This window comes from Paraburkholderia sp. SSBN10T (assembly GCF_056619545.1).
This window is the reverse complement of record NZ_JBWQQI010000003.1, coordinates 449,407-473,994: the sequence shown is the minus strand read 5'-3', so window position 1 is coordinate 473,994 and position 24,588 is coordinate 449,407. Positions and strand designations below refer to the sequence as shown.

Genomic DNA, 24,588 nt, shown 5'->3' with positions numbered 1-24,588 from the left:
GTCAGCGTTTGGCGCGTCCTTTACCTGCGTTGGAATCGCCCTCACCGGCCTTACGCTTTTTCGATTCGGCACGGCGCGACATATCGGTCAGCAACCACCTTGCTACGACTTCCGGGGTATTCATGCCGAAGTCGGAGAATTTGATTTCGTTCTCGTAGTAGACAATGACGGTGCCCATCATCACCCGGTAGCGGCCGCGGTGGCGTGAGCCATTCAGCTCGATTTCGATTGCTTTCGTGATTTCATAGCTTGTGTCCATCTACTGCAGCCCTGCAAATACGTTAGCCGTCGAAGTTACCGAACCAGATTGAGCACGTCAACGGCGGAAAGAGAAACAAAGCGTTACCGTCCGGCCGGCGTAGCACCGTTATGCCAGTTCCGAGCGTCGCAGGCCGCCGTCATGCTCCCATTCGGCTTCGGCGCGTTCTCCGTCGGCGCGCGCTTGCGCTTGCGAGGAAAATACCTCCTCGCTGAAGGCAACCACTTTCTTGCCGGCGCCGCGCAATCGTTCGGTGGTGAGAGCCCAATGCCAGCCACCCTCCTGTTCAAATACGTGCAGCGTCAAATCGGTTATGCGCGGATGTGTCATCTATGCCTCCGCAGTTAGAGGGCCTGATGGGCGCGCAGGCCCCAGGCACCACTCAGCATAGGCGCATAAATGCTGCGTCGCAACATCATTTCTGGATTATTTTTTCATGACACCGTCCCGCTATGCAGAGTCGACATGCCGAAAATGCATGGATTCACTTCGCAGACCGAAATGAAGTGAATCCATGACGATCATCTGTCCGCTCGTGTGGCCTTCTCAACTATTGGAGTCTGACGATGGTTTTGCCGGGTCCGGCCGCCGGCACGCCAATACGGTCGATCGAGACGGCGTCGGCGCCGCCATATGCGTGAATGCGAAGCGCACGATTCATCATGTTGCATTCTCCAGAAACGGGTAGTCGATATAGCCTTGCGGGCCCGCCGAGTAGAACGTGTCACGCTCGGGCGTATTGAGCGGTGCGTCGTTCAGGAAGCGCAGCGGCAAATCCGGGTTGGCGAGATACAGGCTGCCGAATACGGCTGCATCCGCGCCACCCTCGGCGATCAGTGTTTGCGCGCTGTTCTTGTCGAGGCCGCCACCGTGCAGCAACGGGCCGTCGAACAGCGGCCGCAGGAGCGCGCGGTAGTCGAACGGGCTCCTGGTTTTGGTGACGTGCAGGTAGGCCAGCTTGAGCGGCGCGAGGCGCTGGACGAGGTACTGATAGGTTTCCTGCGGCGCGGCGTCGCTCACGCTGTTAAAGCCCATCTCCGGAGCGATCTTGATGCCGACGCGATCGCTGCCGGCCTCTTCGACCATGGCGGTCAGCACTTCCAGCACGAAGCGCGCGCGGTTGGCGAGCGAGCCGCCGTAGCGGTCGGTGCGCTGATTGGTCCCGGAGGACAGGAACTGCTCCGGCAGGTAGCCCGAGGCGGCGTGCAATTCGACGCCGTCGAAGCCCGCTTCCAGCGCATGACGAGTGGCAAGCCGGTAGTCCTCGACGATGCCCGGGATTTCTTCGGTTTCCAGTGCGCGCGGCACCACGAAGTCTTGCGGTCCGGAGGCGGTGAAGACTTTGCCTTCGGCGGCAAGCGCTGAAGGCGCGACCGGCGTCGCATGGTTCGGCAGCAGGCTCGGGTGCGAGATGCGTCCGGTGTGCATCAGTTGCAGGAAGATCAGGCCGCCTTTGGCATGCACCTTGGCGGTGATGCGCTTCCAGGCCTCGATCTGCGCGTCCGAATGGATGCCGGGGGTGCGCACGTAGCCTTTGCCCATCGGCGACGGGAACGTGCCTTCCGTCACGATCAGGCCGGCCTCGGCGCGCTGGGCGTAGTACTGCTCGGCGAGCGAGGAGGGCACGCCAGTCGCATCGTCGGCGCGGGAACGGGTCATCGGCGCCATGACGAGGCGGTTGCGCAAGGTGTGGCGGCCGATACGGGTGCTTTGGTAGAGGGAGTTCATGTCGATTCCTTGGTGAGGGTGTATCGACAGATTGAACTGATCCATCCAAGAGATAAAGATCTACAATTGAATACAGTGATCCATCAGTGGAGCAATCGGCATGGAACTGTTGAGCTATATGCGCCTGTTCGTCGAAGTGGCGCGCACCCGCAGCTTTCGCCGCGCGGCGGAAGCGCTGGATATGCCGAATTCGACGCTGTCGCGGCATATTGCGGAGCTGGAGAAGGCTATCGGCCTGCGGCTGCTGCACCGTTCGACCCGCAAGGTTGAACTGACCGAGGCCGGCGAGGTGTATTTCAAGCGGTGCCAGAGCATCGTCGAGGAAGCGCGGATTGCGCATGAATCGCTGCTGGATGTGGCGGAGCGGCCGAGCGGCACGCTGCGGGTTTCGATGCCCGTCGATCTGGCCACCGGTTATCTGGCGCCGATCCTGGCCGATTTCGCCAGGGCGTATCCGTTGATCGCTTTCGACTTTGACCTGACGCCGCGCCGTATCGACCTGCAGGCGGAACCGTACGATCTCGCCATCCGCATGGGGCCGCCGCCCACGGCGCCGTCCATGCTGGTGGCCCGGCCAATCGCGCGAGTGCCGCGCTACCTGTATGCGGCGCCTGGTTATGTGAAGCAGGCGCCGCCGCTGAGGCACCCCGACGATCTCAGCCAGCACGTGCTGTGCGTTGCACAGGGGGCGACGCGGCAGGGCGACGTCCGGCGCACGCTGTATCGCGGCGAAGAGACGGTCGAGGTGATGACGACCACCCGGTTTGCGATGAATAGCGTCGGGCTGAGCCGCGCGCTGGCGAGCGAAGGGGTGGGCATCGCCGGGTTGGACTCGCAACTCGCGCGCGACGATGTTGCCTTGGGCCGGCTGGTGCGCGTGCTTCCGGAGTGGAGCCTTTCACCCGTGCAAGTGCATGCGATTACTGAAACACGCTTGCTGCCGGCGCGTACGAGATTGTTTATCGAGTTCCTGAAGGCGCGGTTGTCGAGTGAGGCATAAGCTGTTTCGACTGCGCGCTTACGGCGCCAGATGTTGTTGCCACTCGGCGCCCGTACAGTGGCAAGCAAGCGATAGAAATTCAAATTCAATCGGCATCCTGATCAATGTTCTGTACCGGCGCGTATGTCTGCGCCTGTGCCGCGCGCCGCAACGCTTGCGGCGGTTGGCCGAACGCGCGGATAAACGCCTGGCGCATCCGCTCCGGATCGCCAAAGCCAACCTCACGCGCAATGCATTCAAGTTGTGCCTTGCTGTCTTCGACGGCGGGGCGCGCTACCTCGGCGCGCAAGCGCTCGATGGCTTTCGCCGGTGTCTGTCCGGTTTCCGCCAGAAACGCGCGTGCAAATTGCCGGGGACTGAGGCGCGCGATCTCCGCGAGCCGCTCGACCGGCAGTGGCTCCCGCAGATGCTCGCGGGCAAAACGCAAGACGTTGCGGATGCGGTCGGAAGCGGGTTCGAGATCGAGCAGCGCGGAAAACTGCGTTTGCCCGCCAGGGCGGCGATGATAGACCACCATGTCGCGGGCGATGCTGCGCGAAACCTCGAGGCCGAGATCTTCGTCGATCAGTGCGAGCGCCAGATCGATGCCGGCGCTCACGCCGGCCGAACTCCACACTGGGCCATCCGCGATAAAGATCTTGTCCGGATCGACTTTCAAGGCCGGATAGGCCGCCTGCAGGTGCGCGGCATGTCGCCAGTGCGTCGTCACACGGCGTTGCTCCAGTAAACCCGCGGCCGCCAGCATGAAGGCACCGGTGCACACGCTCGTGATGCGCTGTGCCTGCGACGCAAGGCTGCGCACGAGCGCCAGGCCTTCTTCGGATGCCGCATAGGCATGCACGCCCTGGCCACCCGGAATCAGCAGCGTGTGCGGCGCTTCCTTGCCCGGCTTTTCGGTCGCGACGCTCACACCGCTCGAACTCACAACCGCGCCGCCCTGGGCCGAGACAAGCCTGATGCGGTAAGCACCAGGAACGATCTGCCGGGCGTAATCGAAGGCGGTGAGCGGGCCGCTCATGTCGAGCAACTGAAAGTCCGCAAACAGTAGAATCGTGATGACGCGTGTCATGTCTGTAATCATGGGATCAATGTCATTTCAGACGCGAGTCTGAGGCGCTAGACTGGCTTCGTCAATCCCACGGAGAGCTGCCCGATGACTCAGCCATTCACTGTTGTGTTTCCCATTTACCTAGGTGTGACCCACCTGGACTTCACCGGCCCGCAGCAGGTGCTGGCGCGCACGCCGGGTGCGAGCGTCACGGTGGCGTCGATTGGCGGCAAGCCCGTAAGCGCGGATGGATTGACGTTCGCGGACCTCGCACCTCTCGAAACGATCGAGCATTGTGACGTGGTGTGCGTTCCCGGCGGAGGCGGCGTCACCGACGCGATGCTCGACGACCTCTTCATGCATCACGTGCGGCGTCTGGCGCTCGGGGCGCGCTACATCACCTCGGTGTGCACCGGCTCGCTGATCCTCGGCGCAGCAGGTTTGCTGGAGGGCAAGCGGGCGGCGTGCCACTGGGCGTGGCGCGACATGCTGCCGTTGTTCGGCGCGATTGCCGATGACGGACGGGTCGTGCGGGACGGAAACGTGATGACGGGAGGCGGGGTGACGGCGGGGATCGACTTCGCGCTGACGCTCGTCGCCGAGTTGACCGACGATCTCACGGCGCAGTTCGTGCAGCTTGGTCTGGAGTATGCGCCGCAGCCGCCCTTCCATGCGGGACGTCCCGAGACGGCTCCAGCCGAGGTGCTCGAACGGGTCTTGGCGCGCAACGCGCAGATGCTACCGTTGCGTCGTTCGGTGACCGAGAAGGTGGCCGCCGAGTATCGCCGCGTCGGACCGCGCTGACCACTGGCCTTGAAGAAGAAGGTCCGCCAGGCCCTTGCGGGGCCGGCTTCGCTTCGCGCCAGAAGCCGCATCCCCGAAGCAGCGCGCCGGAATCCTATTGCATCAATGGCTTGGCGCGCTTGCCCTGATGTTATCCACAGGCTTGCGAACAATTTCTGTGGAGAACTTCTGCTGCCGATGATTTGCTTATTCCGGCAGCACCGCCACCGACGCTTCGCTCGTCAACAACAGGAAGGTCAGCGTCTCCTGCAGGTACAGGCGCACCACCTGATCCGTATGGCTCAGATAGCCGATGGACAGGTCCTGGCCGATATGCAGTTCGAAGTCGCCGCCGCGGGTCGACAGCACACTGCCGCCGTCGATAGCCGGCGCCCAGACGATTTCGCTGTTCACCAGCCGCTTGAGATGTCCAAGCACCGGGTAGCCTTGATCGCTCGCCTCGCTGACCGCGGTGTAGGCGTCGGCGCCCAGCAGAACCGAGTACGGGCCGTCGACACCGGCAAGCCGCAACTGCTCGAGCGCCTTCGCGATCACGGCCGGGTAGTCGCTGACATTCGCCGGCAAGGGCAGCGTGGGATTCGACGAGCCTTCGCGGATGCCGACGATACCGGCCGCCTTATACCCATCGAAAATCGCCCGGTCTTCCGCGTACGCCAGTTGTTGCGCAGCATCTTTGGCGGGCTGCCAGTCGGAGTCGAGCGCGCCGCGCTCCACGTCGTCGATGGCGTCGCGTTGCAATTCGAACGGCACGCGCAGTTCCACCAGCGCTTTCACTTCGCGCTGGCGGGCGCTGACGCCTTCCTGCGGCGCGGCGATGGCCGACTGATGACCTGTGCCGACCGCGCTCAGACTGGCGCCGCCGGGCCCTTTCAGATCGACCACGCGGCGTCCGGCCACGGAGCGTTTGAAGGTGCGCGCGACTTCCTCCTCGATTTCCGACCAGGCGGCCGCAGAGATGGGGGCGAGTTCGCGATGCAGGTTATTCATGCTGAGGTGCTCCTTTGAGAGAGCCGATCTTCAGCGAACCATCGCTGACAGTCTCGGCAGACGGCAGGGATTCGGGGGCGGCGGATGCATTCGCCGCCGCGGCGGGATTGCGCTCGGCCAGCGCTTCGAGCAGTGTCTGCGACGGCACAAAGAACAGGCCGCCGGTGACCGCGCGGCTGAAATCGAGCAGCCGGTCGTAGTTGCCGGGCGGGCGGCCGACAAACATGTTTTCGAGCATCTGTTCGATCGGCGCGGGCGAGCGCGCATAGCCGATAAAGTACGTGCCGAACTCGCCGGAACCCGGCCGGCCGAACGGCATGTTGTCGCGCAGGATCTTGATTTCCTGGCCGTTCTCTTCGAGTGTCGTGAGCGAGCTGTGGGAGCAGGTGGGCTTCACGGCGTCGTCGAGTTCGATATCGGAGAGTTTGGTGCGGCCGATCACGCGCTCCTGCGCTTCGACCGTGAGCGCATTCCACGCGGTCATGTCGTGCAGGTATTTCTGCACGAGCACATAGCTGCCGCCGGCAAACTCCCGGTCTTCTGCGCCGATCACGGTAAACGTGACGGCCTCGTTACCGGTCGGGTTCTCGGTGCCGTCGACGAAGCCGACCATGCTGCGCTGATCGAAAAAGCGAAAGCCGTGCACTTCATCGACCGTGGTCGCGGCGGTGCCGAGCCGGCCCATCAGTTGCGTGGCCAGTTCGAAGCACAGATCCATCTGGTCGGCGCGAATGTGCAGCAGGATATCGCCGGGCGTCGCCATCGCGAGGCGCTCGCCCGAGCCGAATTCGCGGAACGGGTGCAGGCCTGCCGGGCGCGGCGCGCCGAACAGCGTGCCCCAGGCATTCGAGCTGAACGCGCAGACACAAGAGAGGCCGCCGGCCGGCACGCGCTTGCCGACCGATCGCACTAGCGCGGCGATATCGGCGCACCATGCGCGCACGGTTTCATGACTTGTCGGGTCCGGGTTGACGGTGGCGACGATGAAGATTGCACTCGTCTTCACTGATGAGGAGACGGCTTGGGGTTCGGGGGGGACAGCAACGGGGATCGGGGTGTCGGACATCGCTTCGGCCTTTCAGAGCGGGGTAGTAGGGGCGCCACGAAGTACTGGGCCACAGGATATAACACCCAATGGGGCGAAGGATGACAAGCGTAGCAGGGAGGGGGATTTGCTGCGCCGAAGGGCGATTTGTTGCGTTACGCATGCGCCCCAGCCGTGGGCGGGGCGCATGTAGTGCCGATGCCGAAAGGTCTTAAGCGCTCCTCGTGCGCAGGGTCCAGTTCAAGCGTTTGTGCAGGTTGGCGCTCGGATGCGTGAGGCGCTCGGCAAGCTGCGCCACTGCGCCATCGAGTTGCGCGAGAGTTTGGGCGTGGTCTGGATCGCTTGCTGCTGTGATCACTGCGTCTTGCAACGGTCTCGACGCCTGTCCGATCTGCTCTCCCACAACCGACACCGGAGCGCTTGCCTGATAGCGGGCAAGCATGACATCGAGCCGCGCGAGAATCGACGCGGCGTGCTCCACACTGGCAGCAGTGGAAACCAGGTCGCTCTCCTTACTTGTGGCAAGTGCCGTTTCATCGCGGCGGCTCAGCACGCGCGCCCAGTGCAGACAACTGAGCAACGAGCCGGTCGCAAGCTCGATCCCCGGATTCCAGACGAAAACCCGCTGGGTTTGCAGCGGCCGCAAGGCGATGCGCAGGTCATGCCAGCTACGATCGAGCGCACGCATTGCCGTGCTTGCCGCCGCGGCGTGCGTCGGCGCATCCGTTGCGGCAGCGAGCTGCACTACCTGCCTGAGCGCCGCCAGCACGGCGGCAAGCCGCGCCTCGACGTGACGCGTGGCCGCGAGCGGCATCATCAGGATTGCGACGGCAAACGAGACGATGCAACCCACCAGCACTTCCTCGATGCGCAACTCGACGAGCGGCCCCATCGCAAATCCCAGTTGTCCATAAACGAGGCCGACCAGCACGGTGATAAAGAACACACCGGGCGCGTAAGCGTTCAGGATGTAGTACGCCCAGCCGAAGACGCACAGCACCATTGCCGCGGCCATCAGCATCGGTGCGTCGTGCAGCGACACGGCCAGCAGCACGCTGACGAGCGCTCCCGCGAGCGTCCCGGCAAGCCGTTGTGCGCCTCGGTAGACGGTGTCGGCGCGCGAGCGCGTGCCGAGAAACACGACGAAGGTCGTTATCACCGCCCAGAACCAGCGTTCCGGCGACAGCGAATGGCCGATCACCATGGCCAACAACGCCGCGGTGGTGGCGCGCGCCGCCGGCAGCCACGCGAGTTTGGCGCGGATCTCGCCGAACCAGGTGGCCGCGCTCTTTGTGCCGCGCGCTAGCGGCGGCGCCGACACGGCTCGCCGCGGCCGGGCGGCTTCCTCGAGCCGTTCGATGGCGCGGCGCAGAGGGTCATGCTCAACCGCGAGTGAAGCAGCGCCAAATGAAGCGGCGCCGAAGCTGGTCTGGCCGGCCGCCACCTCCAGTTCGACGAGCCGTTCGCGAAGCATCGCCGCATCGGGCGGATTGAGCAGCGCGAGCTGTTCTTCGAGCGCAAGGGCGGCCTCGTTCAGTTCGGAGACGCGCGCCGCAGCGGCCATGCCCGGTGCCTGTGCCGCACGCGCGGCGGCCAGCACGCGCCCGGCGCGCAGCGTGACGGTATGCACGGCCAGCCGCAAGGTCCGCGCTGCCTTCATGGGCACGAGCACTTGCCCCACCAGTGCCACCATCACGGGGCCGGCAACCGATAAGGCGATCGATTGCATGATCTCTGGTGCCGTTGGGTGCAGATACAGCCCGAGATAAAAAGTAACCACGCCGAGCATCGCGCAGCCGAGCGCTCGTGGGCCGCACGCCTGGCAGAGCATGCCCGTGAACATGACGAGCAGGAAGCCGGCGTCGCCCGCGAGCGGATAGCGGCTCAATGCCGCGGCAACGGCGAAATTCGCGCAAGCGCACAGATAGAGGGATAGCAGGGTGGTGAACCACGCGCTGCGGCGCGCGTCGCGCAAGAACAGCGGGGCGACCATGCTGAACAGGACGCCCAGGGCGGCCAAGGTGATCGGCAGGTGGTGAGCGGCCGTCCACGCGACGCAGGCAATGCCGCTCAACAGGCAGGCAAGCGCGGCGCGCAACGCGGTTTGGAGGCGTACGAGTCCCGGGTCCGCAACCAGCAGGCGGCCGGCGACGCGTGAAAACGCGACAGCAATCATGATCGATGATATCCAGGCTAGGAGGTCGAGACCGGCTTGTGGCCGACTGCGACAGAGCGGGCGTGGACCCGTTTGCTTCAAGCCGACGAATAGGGCTGTTAGCCGGGATCACCGGCTAACAGCCCTTTCGACGACAAACGACTACCCGCGCATGACCGCATCGGCCGCTGGAAGAGGGCTTCGCGGAGCGGCGGCATGTTCGGGTTTTCCCGGATCATATCTGGTCAAAATTCGCTGTGTCCAGCAAAGCGATAAAAGTGCGCGGTACCGGACGAAGGTATTTCGAAAGGTGGCGCCGGCGGGGCGGGCTGCCCAGTCCGGCGCCGGACTGGGCCGGCAGTGCCGAAAAACGGTGCGCTCCATGGACGCGCAGGACGTGCGGCGGCTTGTCGAACGACAGATCGCAAAACGGAATTCACTTGCTATCGAATAACATTTAATACGCCATCCTCAGTATATTTTCGCGATAGCTTATTGGGCCAGACTGATCTTTTTGTGCTCCTGATTTTGTGCATAGCGGAACGCTTAAACAACGGTGGCAAAGCGCGGAAATGACTTCATTCGAGGCCTTATAGCGAAGTCAATCCTGAGGATTGCATCGCTTCCGGTTGGTATTTCACAACGCTTTTTTCGCTTCTCGTCTTCCCCGGATAGACGCCCTGCTATCGGCGTGCAAGCATCCGTCCCGTTGTGTGTTTCCGAACCCGCAACTGCCAACGAAGTTTGCCGTTGACCCGCAATGGCAGTTTAAAAGCGCGTCGTTTAAATATTCTTCAAGTGCCCGGAGATCTGAATGAAAAAGCAAGTCATTGCACTGGCTGTATCTGCAGCATTTGCTGCCCCTGTATTCGCCCAAAGCAGCGTCACGTTGTATGGCGTGATCGACGAAGGCATTGATTACACGAATAACGCCGGCGGCGGTCACGTGTACGAAATGGCAAGCGGCTATGCCCAGGGCAGCCGTTGGGGTCTCAAGGGCTCGGAAGATCTGGGCGGCGGCCTGAAGGCAATCTTCCAGTTGGAAAACGGCTTTGACGTGAACAGCGGCAAGCTGAATCAGGGTGGCCGCGAGTTCGGCCGTCAGGCCTACGTCGGCCTGAGCGACGACAGGTTCGGTACAGTCACCTTCGGCCGCCAGTACGACTCGGTGGTGGACTACCTCGCGCAGACCACGGCTAACGGCAACTGGGCAGGCTATCTGTTTGCGCACCCGTATGACAACGACAACACGGACAACTCGTTCCGTCTGGACAATACCGTCAAATACGCGAGCCCGGAACTCTCCGGCTTCCAGTTCGGCGGCGCTTACGCGTTCAGCAACGACACGAACTTCGCGAACAACCGCGCGTACAGCTTCGGTGCCCAATACACCAACGGCGGCCTGCTGCTGGCAGCCGCCTACCTGCAGGCGAACAACCCGGGCGCCGGCTCCGCTGGCGCGATCACGTCCAATGACGCGAGCTTTATCGCCGAGCGCATGCGCGTGTTCGGCGCCGGCGTGAACTACACGTTCGGCCCGGCCACGGTCGGCTTCGCGTACACCAACTCGAACTACAAGAACCCGACGGGCAACGGCTATCTCGGCACGCCGGGCGCAATCGTCGCAACCGGTTCGACGCTGAACACGCTGAAGTATCAGAACTTCGAAGTGAACGGCAAGTATCAGTTCACCCCGGCGTTCTACGTGGGCGCACAGTATGTCTACACGATGGAAAACTACGAAGCGTCGACGGGCACGGTCAAGCCGAAGATCCACTCGGTGGGTCTGATGGCGGACTACAACCTGTCCAAGCGTACGGACTTTTACGTCCAGGGCGCCTATCAGAAGGTGGCGGGCAGCAAGACCAACTCGATCCTCGACGATGCCTTCATCCCGGGCACCGACGCCCCGTCCACGACCTCCAACCAGCTCGTCGTGCGTCTGGCTATCCGTCACAAGTTCTAACCGCCACGCGGCATCACGTGATGCCGTACGCGTGACGTGATGTCTTTTCCTGGCTCATCGTGTATTGCTAGATACTCGATGAGTCTTTTTTATTTGTGCGGGTGCGCCGCGACGACCGTTCTTCGAACACAAGCATCCCAAACCGGCCGTCGGCGGACGCGGCATATCATGCCGCCGCCCGCCACAGTAAACATTTAATTCTGCCATCTACGGCTGACAGCCGCCATCCGGGGCGTCCCGGCGCGCGTCAGAATGCCCGCCCAAGGCCCTGCGGCCCGCTTGCGCGTGCCGTGCAATCCCCGCAACGCCCGTCCTGCCGGCCTGAGAGCCGCATGCCTCAACGCGCGCAGCAATTCATGCTGTGAAGCGCCATCAAAACGATTCGTTTCGCTTGCGCGCGATGCCGAATCAGGACATTCCGTTAATTTTGCGGTGCTTAAATTCACTCAACCCGCAACGCTTCGTGCCTTGACGGGGCAAGCAGCCAACCACAATCCAGATTGATTCTTTCCTTGGTCCCAGGAGCAGATACCATGAACGACGACGAAATCAAACGAGCCGGTTTCAGCCGCCGCGACATGATGCGTGTATTGACTGCGGGCGGCATGCTTGCCACGGGCGCCGGCGGGATGCTGGCGGGCGCTGCCAGCGCCTTCGCCGACACGCCGAAGAAGGGCGGAAAGATTCGGGCTGCCTATGACTCCAGTTCGACCGCGGACACGCTGGACCCCGCCAAGGGCTCGACTGGCGCCGATTACATCCGCTTCTTCATGTTCTATAGCGGGCTCACGCAGTTCGACGCCAGCCTGACGCCTCAGCCGGCGCTGGCCGAGTCGTTCACCAGCAGCGACGCCAAGGTCTGGACCATCAAGCTGCGCAAGGGTGTGACCTTCCACGACGGCAAGGCGCTGACGCCCGCCGACGTCGCGTACTCGCTGATGCGCCACAAGAACCCGGCGACGGCCTCGAAAGTGAAATCGGTAGCCGACCAGTTCGACGAGGTCAAGGCCAGCGGCCCGGACGAAGTGCAGATCACCTTGACGACGCCGAACGCCGATCTGCCGGCGATTCTCGCCACGCCGCAGCTCGTCATCATCAAGGACGGCACCACCGATTTCTCGACGGCGGTGGGCACCGGACCGTACAAGCTGAAAACCTTCAAGCCGGGTGTCAGCACGGTCGGCGCACGCAACGACAATTACTGGCGTCCGGGTAAGCCCTACCTCGACGAGGTGGAGCTGATCGGCATCGGCGACGACTCGGCACGCGTGAACGCGCTACTCTCGGGCGACGTCCATCTGATCAGTGCGGTCGATCCGCGCGCCACACAGCGCGTGGCGTCGACGCCCGGCTATGCGATCAAGGAAACCAAGTCGGGTCTCTATACCGACCTCATCATGCGGCGCGACAATCCGCTCACCGGCAATCCGGATTTCGTGCAGGGCATGAAGTATCTGTTCGACCGCGAGCAGATCCGCACGGCGGTGTTTCGCGGTTATGCGGTGATCGGCAACGATCAGCCGATTCCCCCGGGTCATCGCTACTACTTTGCCGGTTTGCCGCAGCGTCCGTACGACCCGGACAAGGCCAAGTTCCATCTGCAGAAAGCGGGTGCCGTCGGCTTGACGCTGCCGCCGATCTACGCGACCTCCGACGCCAACGGTTCGATCGAAATGGCCGAGATGATGCAATTGTCGGCGCAGAAGATCGGCGTCAACCTGACGGTGAACCGCGTGCCGCCCGACGGCTACTGGTCGAACCACTGGATGAAGCATCCGCTCGGCTTCGGCAGCATCAATCCGCGCCCGAGTGCGGACGTGCTGTTCACGCAGTTCTTCAAATCGGATGCCCCGTGGAACGAATCGGGCTGGAAGAATCCGCAATTCGACCAGTTGCTGCTCACGGCGCGCGCCGAAACCGACGACGCCAAGCGCAAGCAGATGTACGCTGATATGCAGACCATCGTCAGCAACCAGGGCGGTATCGGCATTCCGTCGTTCATCAGCCTGCTCGACGGCTACGACAAGCGCCTCAAGGGCCTCGGCTCGATTCCGACCGGCGGGATGATGGGCTTTTCGTTTGCCGAAAACGTCTGGTGGGACGCCTGATCCGCCAGGCGCTGGCGGACCGGCCGTCCGGTCCCGCGGTTTAGTCCGGCTATCCGGTGGCGCAACGCGAGTTGCGCCACCGGCCTCTGCAATCCTCCCAGGAGGCCCGTGCGATGAACCAGACCGTTGCAGCGTTGATCGTCAGGCGCATTGCGCTGACGCTGCTGATTCTGCTGATCGTGTCGATGATCATCTTCACGATTACCAACCTGCTGCCCGGCGACGCCGCGCAGCAGGCGCTCGGCCAGGCGGCGACGCCGGAAACGATCGCCGCCTTGCGGCTGCAGTTCGGCCTCGACCAGCCGGCCTATCTGCGCTATCTGCACTGGTTCGCAGGCCTGTTGCGCGGCGACTTTGGCATGTCGCAGTCGAGCAGTCTGCCGGTCAGCGAGATGATTGCCGGCCGCTTGCCGAAGTCGCTGCAGCTCGCCGCCATCACGACGCTCGTCTCGGTGCCGATTGCCATTTCACTCGGCATTCTCGCCGCAGTGAAGCGCGGCTCGTTGCTCGATCGCATCGTCAGTCTCGGCACCCTGGCGCTGGTGGCGACGCCCGAGTTTCTGATCGCCACATTTGCGGTGCTGGTTTTCGCGGTCAAGCTTCATTGGCTGTCGGCCCTGTCGTACGGCGGCGAGATCGACAGCTTCGAACACTTCATGCGCGCCTATGCGATGCCGGTGATTACGCTGTGCTGCGTGATCATCGCGCAGATGGCGCGCATGACGCGGGCGGCGGTGATCGAGCAGCTCGGTTCCTCGTACGTGGAAATGGCGATTCTCAAGGGTGCCCGCCCGGCGCGCGTGGTGCTGCTGCACGCGCTGCCGAACGCGATCGGCCCGATTGCCAATGCGGTGGCGCTGAGCCTGTCGTATCTGCTGGGTGGCGTGATCATCGTCGAGACGATCTACAACTATCCCGGCCTCGCGCGCCTGATGGTGGATGCGGTCAGCAATCGCGACATGCCGCTGGTGCAAGCCTGCACGCTGATCTTCTGCCTCGGTTACCTGATCCTGGTGCTGCTGGCGGATCTGTGCGCGATCGTCTCCAACCCGAGGCTGCGGACATGAACATTCCCCATTCGTCCGCCGTCGATCCTGGTTCACCGACGCACGCCGATGCGGCGCTCAGAAGGAGTTCTGCCATGCCCGCCCCTCATTCACCCGTGCCGTCCGGCGGCGGCGCCGCGCCGACACCTCCGGCCAGGCGGCCGGCGCGCCGCGTGCCGGCCCTGTCGTTGAGCGGCTGGATCGGCGCCGCGATGGTGGCGCTGGCCTTGCTGGTGGCGATCTTCGGGCCGTGGCTCGCGCCGTATCCGGTGGGCGCGATCGTCACCCAGGACGTGTTCGCGCCGTTCAGCGCGCATCTGCCGCTCGGCTCGGACTATCTGGGCCGCGACATGCTGAGCCGCATCATGTACGGCACGCGTCTCACCGTGCTGCTGGCCTTGGCGGCGGCGCTGTTTGCCGCCCTGTGCGGGACCGGGCTCGGCTTGCTGGCCGCCGTCGCGGGCCGCGCCGTCGATGAGACGATGAGTCGCGTCCTCGATGCGGTGAGCTCGATTCCGACCAAGATGTTTGCGCTGATGATCGTGGCGGCGTTCGGCTCGTCGCTGACCTTGCTGGTGCTGACGGCAGGGATCAGCTATACGCCGGGCGCTTATCGGATTGCGCGTTCGCTGGCCGTGAACATCAGCGCGCTCGAATACGTGCAGGTGGCGAAGGTGCGCGGCGAAAACGCCATCTATATCTGCTGCGTGGAGATCCTGCCGAACATGATTCATCCGATGCTGGCCGATCTCGGCTTGCGTTTCGTGTTCGTGGTGCTGTTGCTGAGCAGCCTCAGCTTCCTTGGGCTGGGCGTCCAGCCGCCGTACGCCGACCTCGGCTCGTTGGTGCGGGAAAACATCGCCGGGCTCGGCGACGGTGCGCCTGTGGTCCTGATGCCGGCGATCGCGATTGCCATCCTGACGGTCGGCGTCAACCTGCTGATCGACGGTCTGCCTGGGCGTGGCAAGCGTCTGCGTTTGCGCCGTGCCGCGGAGGCTCGCTGAGATGAACACGACACACGACAACCTCGTTGAAGTGCGCGGCCTGCGGGTGGTGGGCAGCAGCGAAGGGCGGCCCGAAACGACCATCGTGCACGATATCGACTTTACGGTGGCACGCGGTGAGGTCCTTGCGCTGATCGGCGAATCCGGCTCCGGCAAGACGACGATCGCGTTGTCGCTGATGGGGCACGCGCGCACTGGTTGCCGGATTGCCGGCGGCTCGATCCGGGTGGGCGAGAGCGACGTACGCGCGCTCACGCCCGAGCAACTGGCTTCGCTGCGCGGCCGCAAGGTTGCCTATATTGCGCAAAGCGCGGCGGCGGCCTTCAATCCGGCGCGCACGATTCTCGATCAGGTGATCGAAAGCGCGCTGATTCATCGGACCATGAGCAAGGCCGCTGCGCAGGCCAAAGCCGTCGAACTGTTTCGCGCGCTGGCGCTGCCCGATCCCGAACGGATCGGCAAGCGCTATCCGCACCAGGTATCGGGCGGGCAGTTGCAGCGGCTGCTGGCAGCGATGGCGCTGATTACGGACCCCGAACTGGTGATTCTCGACGAGCCGACCACGGCGCTCGACGTCACCACGCAGATCGACGTGTTGCAGGCGTTCAAGCGGGTCGTGAAGGAACTCGGCACGACGGCAGTGTATGTGTCGCACGATCTGGCGGTGGTCGCGCAAATGGCCGATCGTATCGTGGTGCTAAGCGATGGTGCGATTCGTGAAGTGGGCGACACAGCGCAGATTCTCAATGCGCCGTCCCATGCGTACACCCAGAGCCTGATCGCCGCAGTCATGCCGACGCCGCGCGGCGCGCGTCCTGACGTCAGCCCTGCGGCCGGGGCCGACAAACGGCCGTTGCTGGAGGTCAAACGTCTGGTCGCGGGTTACGGCAAGGTCGATGCGAAGGGCTTTCCGGCCGCGCGCATTCTGGACGACGTGGATCTGGTGATTCATCGCGGCAAGACCGTCGGCGTGATCGGCGAGTCCGGTTCCGGCAAGACCACGCTCGCGAAGGTCATTGCGGGATTGGTGCCGGTGGCGAGCGGCTCGTTGCTGCTCGACGGCGAACCGATGCCTGCGCGGTTGAATCGGCGCACCAAGGAACAGTTTCGGCGCATCCAGATTGTGTTTCAGAACGCCGATACGGCTTTGAATCCGGTCCATACGGTTGAACGGATTCTGTCGAGGCCGCTTGCGTTCTATCACGGCATGAAGGGCGAGCGTGCGCGGCAGCGTGTCGCCGAACTGCTCGATCTGGTACGTCTACCCGCCGCGCTCGCCACGCGCCGCTCCGGCGAATTGTCGGGCGGCCAGAAGCAACGGATCAACCTCGCGCGGGCGCTGGCGGCCGAGCCCGACCTGATTCTGTGCGACGAGGTGACCTCGGCGCTCGATACCGTGGTGGGGGCGGCGATTCTCGATCTGCTCGCCGATCTGCAACGCAAGCTGGGCGTGTCGTACCTGTTCATTACCCACGACATCGGCAAGATGCGCGCCATCAGCGACGACATCGTCGTGCTGTATTCGGGGCACCGCGTCGAGGCCGGCGATCGCGCCGCGCTGTGCGCGCCGCCGTTCCATCCGTATGCCGACCTGCTGATTTCGTCGGCGCCGGAGTTGCGCACGGGCTGGCTCGACGAAGCTACCGTGCGCTGCCATAGCGAGTTGCCGCCCGTCGGGCCGCGTGCGGAGCATTCGGAACTGTGCACGTTCCTCGGGCGCTGTCCGTTGCGTGTGGACGGCTTGTGCAACACCACGGCGCCGGCACGCCGGCAACTGTCGAACGGTGCAGAGGTCTTGTGCCATCGTACGGAGCTTGATTTGCTGAGCCTGCAGCAGGGCCCGGCGGTGCGCGAAGGCACAGTGGCATGAGCCGGCATGCCGCGCGTGCCGCTCTGTCTGGCACAGCCTGAAATCTTCAACACCATCATCGACCTACTTCAGAGAGCATCAAGTCATGTCGCAGTCTTCATCTGTCAGCCCCGTGCAGAGTCTGTGTTTCAACGAGCCGCAGGGCGAGGGCACACTGCTCTCGCTGAGTCCTGAGCGGTTGCTGCGCGGTCAGCCCGAGCGGCGCGACTGGCCCGCTTTCGAGCGCGCCGACGGCAAGGTCAGCAGCGGTATCTGGAGCGGCACCGCAGGTGCATGGCGGATCGACTTCCCGCAGGGCCAGTTCGAGTTCTTTCACGTGCTCTCGGGCATTGGCGCGATCGTGCCCGATGAGGGCGAACGCAAGCCGTTCGGGCCGGGCGACGCGGTGATGGTGCCGGAGGGTTTTCGCGGCGTGTTTGAAGTGACCGAGAAGGTCACGAAGCAGTATATGTTTGTGCAGAACGTCTGAGTGAGCCGGTGTGAAGCGGGCCGCCATGAGCGCCGCTTCACACTTCGCGTGGGGCTACCGCGCTGGGTTCGCTACTCAATTCGCCACTCAGTTCTCCAGCAACTGCCCGAGACGCACCACCGTGACCCCTGGCCTCAGTTGCCGCAACGACGGCATCACCAGCACACAATTGTCATAAGGCGTGGCCACCGGCTCGCCCTCATTCCAGCCGATCACGGTGCCCGCTTTGGCAAACGTCTCCAAACCGGTATAAGCATCGGCGAAACGGAAATCCATGCTCTTTGCCACCACCGGTTGCGTGACGCGAATCACGCGCATCGCATCCGGCTTAGGTGCAAACCAGTCAGCGGGCAGATCGGCTGCGTCGAGCGCGCCCGCCAGCACCAGAAAACGCGCCGTACAGTCTTTCGCCACCACCACTGCCGACGGCTCCCAATGCTGGCCGCACTCCACCAGCAAGGCATTGCGTGGGCTTTGCGGATCGCCAAAGTCCGCATAGTCGCGCATGCGCCGCCCTTCCGGGTGGCCTTCGTCGCTGATGACCGTGGCAGGAGCGCCCAGCGCGCGAGCCAGAGCAATGCCTTTGTCCAGCGGGCCCGACACGATCAGCGGCGCACTGCGTTCGTGCATCGAATGCAGGTCGAGCAGCATATCCACCGTATCGATTACCGGACGCATCGCCCTCGCACGTCGCAGTTCGCTTGAATCCGTGCTTGCGTCACCGAGTTTGGCCGCAGTCCAGACGCGGTTGAAGTCCTGGTCGACGAAGCGCGACGCGTCTGGCCGGGATGCATCGAAGCTCAGGTAAGCCTCGATGTTGGCGAACGCGAGTGTGAGCTTGCCGCGTCGCGGCCGCACGCCAAGGTCCAGCAGCGCCTTGACCGCGATCGCACCGCACACCTCGTTGCCGTGAGTGAGCGCGTTGATCATCACGTGCGGGCCGGGCACGCCGCTATCGAACGTGTAGACGTACGGAATGCCGGTATTGCCTGCTGCATAGCCGCTCAGGTCGGGAAATTCGACGTCGACCGGATAAGCGTGGTCCTGCTGCGGGGATTGGGTTGTCATAAGAGGGTCCATTCGCAGTCGATAGAAGTAAGGTCTTTTGCAGGGATCAGCCAAGACCGCCCTGGCAAAGGTATTTGATGTGCTGGTAATCGTCGAGCCCATAGCGCGAACCTTCGCGGCCATAGCCCGATTCCTTCACGCCGCCGAACGGCGCCGCCTCGCTGGCGACGGCGCCCTCGTTGATGCCGATCACGCCGCTTTCGAGCCGCCCGGCGACGCGCCAGATGCGACGCACATCGCGCGAATAGAAGTATGCCGCGAGTCCGAACGGCGTGTCGTTGGCTTCGCGCAGCACGTCGACGTCGTTGTCGAAGCGGAACAACGGTGCGACCGGACCGAATGTCTCTTCGCGGAACAGCGCCATCTCGCGATTGGCGTTGCCAAGAACCGTGGGCGCGTAGTAATGCGGGCCGTCGAGGCTTTCGCCTTGTAGGCGGCGGCCGCCGGTCAGCACCGTTGCGCCGTGCGCGAGCGCATCCTGCACATGGCGCTCGATCTTGTCGACCGCGCGCGCGTTGATCATCGGGCCGATCTGCGAGTCCTCACGCGTGGCAGGCCCTACGCGCAGCGCGGCCACGCGGTCCACCAGCTTGCGGGCGAAGGCGTCGTACACGCTGCTTTGCACGTAGACCCGGTTCGGACAGACGCAGGTCTGGCCGCCGTTGCGAAACTTCGACGCCATCAGGCCGTCGACCGCGGCGTCGAGATCCGCGTCGTCGAATACGATGAACGGGGCGTTGCCGCCCAGTTCCAGCGAGAGCTTCTTCAGCGTATCCGCCGATTCGCGCGCCAGATGCTTGCCGACCGGCGTCGAGCCGGTGAAGGTGATCTTGCGCACGCGCGAATCGGTAAGCCAGTTCGCGACGGTGGAGGGCGTGTGCTCGCGCGAGGCGGTCACGACGTTCAGCACGCCCGCGGGCAACCCGGCTTCTTCGGCCAGACGCGCGAGAGCGAGCGCCGTAAGCGGCGTGTCTTCGGCCGGCTTGGCCACCACCGTGCAGCCGGCCGCCAGCGCCGGCGCGATCTTGCGGGCGATCATCGCCAGCGGGAAATTCCACGGTGTTACCGCCGCGACTACGCCGACGGGTTCCTTCACGACCATCATCCGCTTGCCTGGCATCAAGGCGGGCATCATGTCGCCGTAACTGCGCACGGCTTCCTCCGCGAACCATTCCACATACGATGCGCCATAGGCCACTTCGCCGCGTGCTTCGGCGAGCGGTTTGCCCTGCTCGCGCGAAATGATGCGCGCGAGGTCTTCGCTGTTGGCGACGATGGCAGCGTGCCAGCGTTTGAGAAACTGCGCACGTTCGCGGGCGGTGCGCTCGCGCCAGGTGTCGAATGCAGTGTGCGCAGCATCTGCCGCCGCCTTGGCGTCGGCGTCGCTGCTGTCGGGAACGCTCGTAAATTCGCTGCCGGTGGCCGGATCGCTGACTGGATAGCGCGCACCGCTGTGGGCGTCGCACCACTCGCCGTTGATGAAGTTGTGTGAACGGAAGAGTTCGGGGCGCTGGAGAGTGAGGGGCATGGCAACCACCGGGAATAAGAGTTGAGGATAACGAAGCAGAGTGCCTGGAAAGCGGGCTTCGAGGCGAGGGCGCTGACTTTGCGCCCGCCGTTGAATCAGTCAGTCAGCGGAAACAGGCTCTCAATCGGGTAATGGTTCTTCACGAACGGCGACTTGATGACGACATAGCTGAAATACTTTTCAATGCCGATATTGCGTTCCAGCAGATCTTCCATCACCGTCTGGTAATGCACGACGCTGCGCGTCACGAACTTGAGCAGATAGTCGTAGCCGCCGCTCACGAGGTGGCACTCGGCAATTTCATCCACCGTACGGATGCTGGCCTCGAACTTGGCAAAGTCTTCGCGCCGATGATCCTGCAAGGTCACCTCGGTGAACACGAGCTGGACGTCGCCGAGCTTGTTGAGCTGCAGATGCGCGCCGTAGCCCGCTATGTACCCGGCCTTCTCGAGACGCTTCACGCGAATCAGGCACGGACTCGGCGACAGGCCGACGGCGTCCGCGAGGTCGACATTGGTTATGCGGCCCTTCTTTTGGAGCTGGGACAGGATACGCAGATCGATGCGGTCCAGCTTCATTGAACTAGCATTGGTTGACACGGAGGCAGTGACCTATGGAAGCGCGGTGACGGAACTATCGTAGCACGCTCCGTCACGAAAAAATTTCACGGCAAACCCTTACGCAGCAAGCCTTCCGGCGAGTTACAGCGGTGCGCCGCAAGGCTGCCGGGTCATTCCCGAGGTCTCGCCTCGGGCATGACTTCAGGCAAGGCTCGCGCGCACTTCGGGTGCTTCCAGCACGGTATCGAGCGTCTTGCGCAGGCGTTCGAACATCACGTCGAACTCTTCGCGCTGATAGCACAGCGCGGGAGCAAAACCGAGGATGTTGTCGTTGAAGGCGCGGAAGATCAGCCCGTTGCGATAAGCCGTGGTGGCGATCCGCTCGCTCAGGTTCAGTGCCGGATCGAAGCGGCGCCTGGTGGCTTTGTCGGCCACCAGTTCGAGCGCGCCGAGCAGGCCGCGGCTGCGCGCGTCGCCCACCAGCGGATGGTCGAGCAGGTCTTGCAGGCCGGCTTCGAAGCGCGGCGCTTGAGCTACGCCGTTGGCGAGCAAGCCGCCTTCGTGATAGAGCCGCAGCACTTCGAGACCGATGGCCGCGCTCACCGGATGCGCCGAGTAGGTTTGGCCGTGACCCACCACCGAGCCGGTGCCCGCGCCATCGGCAATGCCGTTATAGACCTCGTCGGACATCAGCACGGCGCCCATCGGTGCATAGCCGGCGGTGAGTCCCTTGGCGACCGTCATCAGGTCTGGCTCGACGTCTTCGGCGGCGCAAGCGAACAGCGGGCCGGTACGGCCAAAGCCGGTGATGACTTCGTCGGCGACGAACAGGATGTCGAGTTCATGGCATGCGTCGCGCATCGCCTTGAGCCAGCCCTTGGGCGGCACGATCACGCCGCCCGAGCCCTGGATCGGCTCGCAGAAGAAGGCGGCCACGCGTTCGGCGCCGAGCGCCGCCACCTTCGCGCGCAATGCGGCGACCGAGGCGTCGATGACGGCTTGCGGATCGTCACCCACCTCGCTGCGATACGGATACGGCGACGGAATGTGATGCTGGTTCGGCAACGGCAGATCGAAGTTCTGATGAAACGCGCCGAGCGCAGTCAGTCCCGCCCCCACCGACGACGAACCGTGATACCCGCGCTCCAGTGCGATGAACTGCTTCTTTTGCGGCCGGCCGGTCGCGTTGTAGAAGTTCGTGATGTAGCGGATCGCCGCGTCCACCGCATCCGAGCCGCCTAGCGTGAAATACACGTGACGCAGCGAGTTCGGCGCCAGCTCGACCAGTTGTTCCGCGAGCCGGATAGCCGGTTCGCAGCCGAAGTGGAAATAGCCGGTGGCGTAGGGCAGCCGGCTCATCTGTTCGGCCGCAACGCGCACGATGCTGTCGTGGCCGTAGCCGGTATTGACGCACCACAGGCCCGAGAAGGCATCGAGCAGCTCCTTGCCTTCGCTGTCGCGCAGCCACGCGCCGCGGCCCGATTCGAGAACGGTGACGCCGCGCTGCTCGTGAGCGCGCAGGCTGGCTACCGGGTGGATCAGATGTTTGCGGTCGGATTCGATCAGTGAGGACGTGGACATGGTATGGGGTGCGTGAGTTGTGCGCGCAGCAATGCACGAAGTGCCGGAATGGTGCGCGCAACGCGTGCCGCGGGCGCGAACCGCATGCAAACCATGGTAGCGGGACAGAAACAACGAAGACGTTGGGATTCGGCGCCGCTGGAAGGCGGGAATTGTGTTTTTGCAGGCGGTGCAGCATTTTGTGCTGCGGGGCAGGAGGGGTGCGCCGGCGGCAGCGCAGTGACTGCGGCCCGGCAAGCCGCAGCGATGGGGCAAAAAACGCGCGCCAATGACCAATGGCCACTGGCACGCGTGAAGCTTCAATATCCGCGTGTGCGGTCCACGAGTCCCACTAGCGGTTCGCCTTCGCGATGGCGGCGCAGATTGTCGAGCACGACTTCGACGGCGCTGTCCGGCTGGGTCATGCTGGCGACGTGCGGCGTAATCATCACGCGCGGGTGCCGCCACAGCGGATGGTCTGCTGCGAGCGGTTCGGGGTCCGCCACATCGAGCACGGCGGCGCTCAGTTGCCCGCTGTCGAGCGCGTCCAGCAGATCGTCCTGGCGCAGATGGCCGCCACGACCCGTGTTGATCAATGAGGCCCCGCGCGGCAACTGCGCGAACAGATCGCGGTTCAGGATATGACGCGTCGCGTCGGTGAGCGGCAGCAGGCACACCAGAATATCGGTGCGGGCCAGAAATTGCGGCAGCGTTTCGGCGCCCGCGAAGCATTCGATCCCATCGAGCGTGCGCGGCGAGCGGCTCCAGCCTGCACATTGAAAGCCGAAGCTGGCAAGGCGTGTCAGCACGGCCTGGCCGAGGACGCCGAGACCCAGCACGCCCACCCGCCGCTCGCCGGCGACCCGGGTGCGCAACTGCTGCCAGCGGCCTTCGCGTTGCTGCGCGGCATAGGTCAGCCAGTCGCGGTGCAACGCGAGCGTAGCGAGCGTCACGTAATCGACCATCCCCGCCACGATGCCCGGTTCGATCATCCGCACGACCGGCAGATGCGCGGGAATGGCCGACAGGTCGAACTGGTCGATTCCCGCGCCCACCGAAAACACCACTTCCAGATTGGGGAAGGTTGCGGCGAGATCGCGCGGCGCTTCCCACACAGCGAGGTAACGGACCGCAGCGGCGGCATCGCCGGAACTGCCGTCCGGCCAGATGCGAAAGGGAATCTGCGGCGCTTTCTCGGCAAACAGGCGCGCCCATTGCGCGCCGCGCACGGGGTCGGCCTTGTAGAGGAAGGTCATCGCGTGAGGTCCGATCGAGTTCGCTGGGGTTGTGGCTGGATTGGGCCGGAATCCGCCGGCGCTTAACCGAGCGCCTGGTTGGTGATGGCGAAGACCCGTGCCGTGCCTTCCGGCTGCGGCGCGGCGCCTCGCACCATGGTGACCACGGCATCCACCTGTTGCAGTCCGAGGCTGTCGAGCCAGTCGGACAGGCCGGACGCGCCGTCGACGTCGATGCGCACGAACTTGCCCGGGTTCGAACCGACCAGATGGCTGATCAACGCCTGGGCGCCTTCGATATGCGGCGCCACCAGTGGTCCGATCACATGACCACGGCCGAAGCGGCGCATCAGCGCGAAGCCGACCGGCTCGCCGTCGCGATCGAGCACCACGCCTTCGGCCACGTTCAGCAAGGCGGCGAGCACCTGCGTGCGGTCGTAACCGGCCGCCCGGTTCAACAAGGCCGCGAGGCGGTCCGGATCGCGGGCGCCGAGCGGACGAATCCGCTCGCCGGGCGCGAGTTGCACGGCCGGCGGATGCGCGCCGCCCGTGCCCTGGTGCTGGTGGATGCTGCCGATGGCCTTGAAACCGAACTTTTCGTAGAGCGGCTGGCCGGCGCGCGTGGCGTTCAGGAAAGTGGTGCGCTCGCCGAGCGCGTCCATGGTGCGGGTCATCAGATCGCGGCCGATGCCGCGGCCTTGCTGCTCAGGGGCGACGATCACCATGCCGAGCGAGGCGTGATCCGCGCCGAATTTCCAGTGCAAAGCGGTGCCGAGGAGTCCGCTCGGGTCCTCGGCGCCGACGCCTGCGCCCAGGTTCAGCGCGAATTCCCAGTCTTCGCGGCGATGCGGCCATTTGACCGCTACCGACAGGTCGTGCGCGGCGGGCAGATCGCCGGCCGTCAGCGGACGAAACCGAACGGGTGCTGCAGCAAGCGGTTGAGTCACTTTCCACTCCTCTTCAATATGCCTGCGTAATGTCGCATCCGCCGTGCGTCGCGGCTAGGACGATCTTATTGCGCAGGCAGGCTGGTGGGAATACCGCATGCTCCACTGCCTGCGCCCCTCATAACGCGCACTTCTGGCGGTCGCCCCCGGCCATGATGGCAGCAAATGCTGCGGCATCGCCCGTACCATGATCCGCATCTC

General features: G+C 64.1%; 21 protein-coding genes. 8 read left to right on the top strand and 13 right to left on the bottom strand.

Annotated elements, in window-relative coordinates; all coding sequences use genetic code 11:
* Position 1 precedes the first annotated feature (1 nt).
* The 3 genes from AC1ECK_RS06980 to AC1ECK_RS06970 form a co-directional block, all read right to left on the bottom strand.
* On the bottom strand, positions 2 to 259 hold the full coding sequence (locus tag AC1ECK_RS06980) for a hypothetical protein (protein WP_480317273.1): 258 nt from the start codon (positions 257 to 259) through the stop codon (positions 2 to 4).
* A 108-nt stretch (positions 260 to 367) separates the two neighbouring features.
* Entirely contained in the window at positions 368 to 589 is a 222-nt protein-coding gene (locus AC1ECK_RS06975) for a hypothetical protein (RefSeq protein WP_480317271.1), read from the bottom strand.
* Positions 590 to 919: 330 nt separating this feature from the next.
* Entirely contained in the window at positions 920 to 1,987 is a 1,068-nt protein-coding gene (locus AC1ECK_RS06970; RefSeq protein ID WP_480317269.1) for an alkene reductase, read from the bottom strand.
* 100 nt (positions 1,988 to 2,087) lie between these two features.
* Here AC1ECK_RS06970 and AC1ECK_RS06965 point away from each other — a divergent pair, with 100 nt between their 5' ends.
* A complete protein-coding gene (locus AC1ECK_RS06965; protein WP_480317267.1) occupies positions 2,088 to 2,987 on the top strand; it encodes a LysR substrate-binding domain-containing protein in 900 nt (299 codons plus the stop codon).
* 85 nt (positions 2,988 to 3,072) lie between these two features.
* On the opposite strand, the gene AC1ECK_RS06960 is transcribed toward AC1ECK_RS06965, so the two are convergent.
* A complete protein-coding gene (locus tag AC1ECK_RS06960; RefSeq protein ID WP_480317265.1) occupies positions 3,073 to 4,056 on the bottom strand; it encodes a GlxA family transcriptional regulator in 984 nt (327 codons plus the stop codon).
* 84 nt (positions 4,057 to 4,140) lie between these two features.
* Between AC1ECK_RS06960 and AC1ECK_RS06955 the strand changes: the two genes are divergently transcribed.
* Positions 4,141 to 4,839 carry a DJ-1/PfpI family protein gene (locus AC1ECK_RS06955; protein ID WP_480317263.1) on the top strand — a complete coding sequence of 233 codons (699 nt, stop codon included), beginning with the start codon at positions 4,141 to 4,143 and terminating at the stop codon, positions 4,837 to 4,839.
* Between the two features lie 186 nt (positions 4,840 to 5,025).
* Here the strand turns inward: AC1ECK_RS06955 and AC1ECK_RS06950 are convergent, their stop codons facing one another.
* The 3 genes from AC1ECK_RS06950 to AC1ECK_RS06940 form a co-directional block, all read right to left on the bottom strand.
* A complete protein-coding gene (locus tag AC1ECK_RS06950) occupies positions 5,026 to 5,826 on the bottom strand; it encodes a family 1 encapsulin nanocompartment shell protein (protein ID WP_480317261.1) in 801 nt (266 codons plus the stop codon).
* Positions 5,819 to 6,892 (bottom strand): Dyp-type peroxidase, encoded by a 1,074-nt coding sequence (locus AC1ECK_RS06945; RefSeq protein WP_480317259.1) that lies wholly within the window; start codon positions 6,890 to 6,892, stop codon positions 5,819 to 5,821. The genes AC1ECK_RS06950 and AC1ECK_RS06945 overlap by 8 nt, the downstream gene beginning before the upstream one ends.
* Before the next feature lie 190 nt (positions 6,893 to 7,082).
* On the bottom strand, positions 7,083 to 9,047 hold the full coding sequence (locus AC1ECK_RS06940; RefSeq protein ID WP_480317257.1) for an FUSC family protein: 1,965 nt from the start codon (positions 9,045 to 9,047) through the stop codon (positions 7,083 to 7,085).
* A gap of 793 nt (positions 9,048 to 9,840) precedes the next feature.
* Here AC1ECK_RS06940 and AC1ECK_RS06935 point away from each other — a divergent pair.
* The 6 genes from AC1ECK_RS06935 to AC1ECK_RS06910 all read left to right on the top strand — a co-directional run bounded on the left by AC1ECK_RS06935 (position 9,841) and on the right by AC1ECK_RS06910 (position 17,489).
* Positions 9,841 to 10,992, top strand: coding sequence for a porin (locus AC1ECK_RS06935; protein ID WP_480317255.1), 1,152 nt, complete (start codon positions 9,841 to 9,843; stop codon positions 10,990 to 10,992).
* Positions 10,993 to 11,525: 533 nt separating this feature from the next.
* Entirely contained in the window at positions 11,526 to 13,100 is a 1,575-nt protein-coding gene (locus tag AC1ECK_RS06930; protein ID WP_480317253.1) for an ABC transporter substrate-binding protein, read from the top strand.
* Between the two features lie 113 nt (positions 13,101 to 13,213).
* On the top strand, positions 13,214 to 14,167 hold the full coding sequence (locus AC1ECK_RS06925; protein ID WP_480317251.1) for an ABC transporter permease: 954 nt from the start codon (positions 13,214 to 13,216) through the stop codon (positions 14,165 to 14,167).
* 74 nt (positions 14,168 to 14,241) lie between these two features.
* On the top strand, positions 14,242 to 15,150 hold the full coding sequence (locus AC1ECK_RS06920; RefSeq protein WP_480317249.1) for an ABC transporter permease: 909 nt from the start codon (positions 14,242 to 14,244) through the stop codon (positions 15,148 to 15,150).
* A 1-nt stretch (position 15,151) separates the two neighbouring features.
* Complete coding sequence (locus tag AC1ECK_RS06915) at positions 15,152 to 17,020, top strand: ABC transporter ATP-binding protein (protein ID WP_480317247.1); 1,869 nt, start codon at positions 15,152 to 15,154, stop codon at positions 17,018 to 17,020.
* A gap of 85 nt (positions 17,021 to 17,105) precedes the next feature.
* Complete coding sequence (locus AC1ECK_RS06910; protein WP_480317245.1) at positions 17,106 to 17,489, top strand: cupin domain-containing protein; 384 nt, start codon at positions 17,106 to 17,108, stop codon at positions 17,487 to 17,489.
* Between the two features lie 87 nt (positions 17,490 to 17,576).
* On the opposite strand, the gene AC1ECK_RS06905 is transcribed toward AC1ECK_RS06910, so the two are convergent.
* From AC1ECK_RS06905 to AC1ECK_RS06880, 6 genes are all read right to left on the bottom strand, one after another.
* A complete protein-coding gene (locus AC1ECK_RS06905; protein WP_480317243.1) occupies positions 17,577 to 18,557 on the bottom strand; it encodes a M14 family metallopeptidase in 981 nt (326 codons plus the stop codon).
* A 46-nt stretch (positions 18,558 to 18,603) separates the two neighbouring features.
* Positions 18,604 to 20,085 carry an NAD-dependent succinate-semialdehyde dehydrogenase gene (locus AC1ECK_RS06900; RefSeq protein WP_480317241.1) on the bottom strand — a complete coding sequence of 494 codons (1,482 nt, stop codon included), beginning with the start codon at positions 20,083 to 20,085 and terminating at the stop codon, positions 18,604 to 18,606.
* A gap of 95 nt (positions 20,086 to 20,180) precedes the next feature.
* A complete protein-coding gene (locus tag AC1ECK_RS06895; protein ID WP_480317239.1) occupies positions 20,181 to 20,663 on the bottom strand; it encodes an Lrp/AsnC family transcriptional regulator in 483 nt (160 codons plus the stop codon).
* Between the two features lie 183 nt (positions 20,664 to 20,846).
* Complete coding sequence (locus tag AC1ECK_RS06890; protein ID WP_480317237.1) at positions 20,847 to 22,226, bottom strand: aminotransferase class III-fold pyridoxal phosphate-dependent enzyme; 1,380 nt, start codon at positions 22,224 to 22,226, stop codon at positions 20,847 to 20,849.
* A 299-nt stretch (positions 22,227 to 22,525) separates the two neighbouring features.
* Positions 22,526 to 23,461: a 2-hydroxyacid dehydrogenase gene (locus tag AC1ECK_RS06885; protein WP_480317235.1), complete on the bottom strand. Its 936-nt coding sequence runs from the start codon at positions 23,459 to 23,461 to the stop codon at positions 22,526 to 22,528.
* Between the two features lie 62 nt (positions 23,462 to 23,523).
* Positions 23,524 to 24,387, bottom strand: coding sequence for a GNAT family N-acetyltransferase (locus tag AC1ECK_RS06880; protein WP_480317233.1), 864 nt, complete (start codon positions 24,385 to 24,387; stop codon positions 23,524 to 23,526).
* Positions 24,388 to 24,588 lie beyond the last annotated feature (201 nt).

What these genes read in the sequence shown, in the direction of transcription:
- AC1ECK_RS06980 (WP_480317273.1), bottom strand. Translation starts at nt 259, where the DNA reads ATGGACACAAGCTATGAAATCACGAAAGCAATCGAAATCGAGCTGAAT.
- AC1ECK_RS06975 (WP_480317271.1), bottom strand. Translation starts at nt 589, where the DNA reads ATGACACATCCGCGCATAACCGATTTGACGCTGCACGTATTTGAACAG.
- AC1ECK_RS06970 (WP_480317269.1), bottom strand. Translation starts at nt 1,987, where the DNA reads ATGAACTCCCTCTACCAAAGCACCCGTATCGGCCGCCACACCTTGCGC.
- AC1ECK_RS06965 (WP_480317267.1), top strand. Translation starts at nt 2,088, where the DNA reads ATGGAACTGTTGAGCTATATGCGCCTGTTCGTCGAAGTGGCGCGCACC.
- AC1ECK_RS06960 (WP_480317265.1), bottom strand. Translation starts at nt 4,056, where the DNA reads ATGACACGCGTCATCACGATTCTACTGTTTGCGGACTTTCAGTTGCTC.
- AC1ECK_RS06955 (WP_480317263.1), top strand. Translation starts at nt 4,141, where the DNA reads ATGACTCAGCCATTCACTGTTGTGTTTCCCATTTACCTAGGTGTGACC.
- AC1ECK_RS06950 (WP_480317261.1), bottom strand. Translation starts at nt 5,826, where the DNA reads ATGAATAACCTGCATCGCGAACTCGCCCCCATCTCTGCGGCCGCCTGG.
- AC1ECK_RS06945 (WP_480317259.1), bottom strand. Translation starts at nt 6,892, where the DNA reads ATGTCCGACACCCCGATCCCCGTTGCTGTCCCCCCCGAACCCCAAGCC.
- AC1ECK_RS06940 (WP_480317257.1), bottom strand. Translation starts at nt 9,047, where the DNA reads ATGATTGCTGTCGCGTTTTCACGCGTCGCCGGCCGCCTGCTGGTTGCG.
- AC1ECK_RS06935 (WP_480317255.1), top strand. Translation starts at nt 9,841, where the DNA reads ATGAAAAAGCAAGTCATTGCACTGGCTGTATCTGCAGCATTTGCTGCC.
- AC1ECK_RS06930 (WP_480317253.1), top strand. Translation starts at nt 11,526, where the DNA reads ATGAACGACGACGAAATCAAACGAGCCGGTTTCAGCCGCCGCGACATG.
- AC1ECK_RS06925 (WP_480317251.1), top strand. Translation starts at nt 13,214, where the DNA reads ATGAACCAGACCGTTGCAGCGTTGATCGTCAGGCGCATTGCGCTGACG.
- AC1ECK_RS06920 (WP_480317249.1), top strand. Translation starts at nt 14,242, where the DNA reads ATGCCCGCCCCTCATTCACCCGTGCCGTCCGGCGGCGGCGCCGCGCCG.
- AC1ECK_RS06915 (WP_480317247.1), top strand. Translation starts at nt 15,152, where the DNA reads ATGAACACGACACACGACAACCTCGTTGAAGTGCGCGGCCTGCGGGTG.
- AC1ECK_RS06910 (WP_480317245.1), top strand. Translation starts at nt 17,106, where the DNA reads ATGTCGCAGTCTTCATCTGTCAGCCCCGTGCAGAGTCTGTGTTTCAAC.
- AC1ECK_RS06905 (WP_480317243.1), bottom strand. Translation starts at nt 18,557, where the DNA reads ATGACAACCCAATCCCCGCAGCAGGACCACGCTTATCCGGTCGACGTC.
- AC1ECK_RS06900 (WP_480317241.1), bottom strand. Translation starts at nt 20,085, where the DNA reads ATGCCCCTCACTCTCCAGCGCCCCGAACTCTTCCGTTCACACAACTTC.
- AC1ECK_RS06895 (WP_480317239.1), bottom strand. Translation starts at nt 20,663, where the DNA reads ATGAAGCTGGACCGCATCGATCTGCGTATCCTGTCCCAGCTCCAAAAG.
- AC1ECK_RS06890 (WP_480317237.1), bottom strand. Translation starts at nt 22,226, where the DNA reads ATGTCCACGTCCTCACTGATCGAATCCGACCGCAAACATCTGATCCAC.
- AC1ECK_RS06885 (WP_480317235.1), bottom strand. Translation starts at nt 23,461, where the DNA reads ATGACCTTCCTCTACAAGGCCGACCCCGTGCGCGGCGCGCAATGGGCG.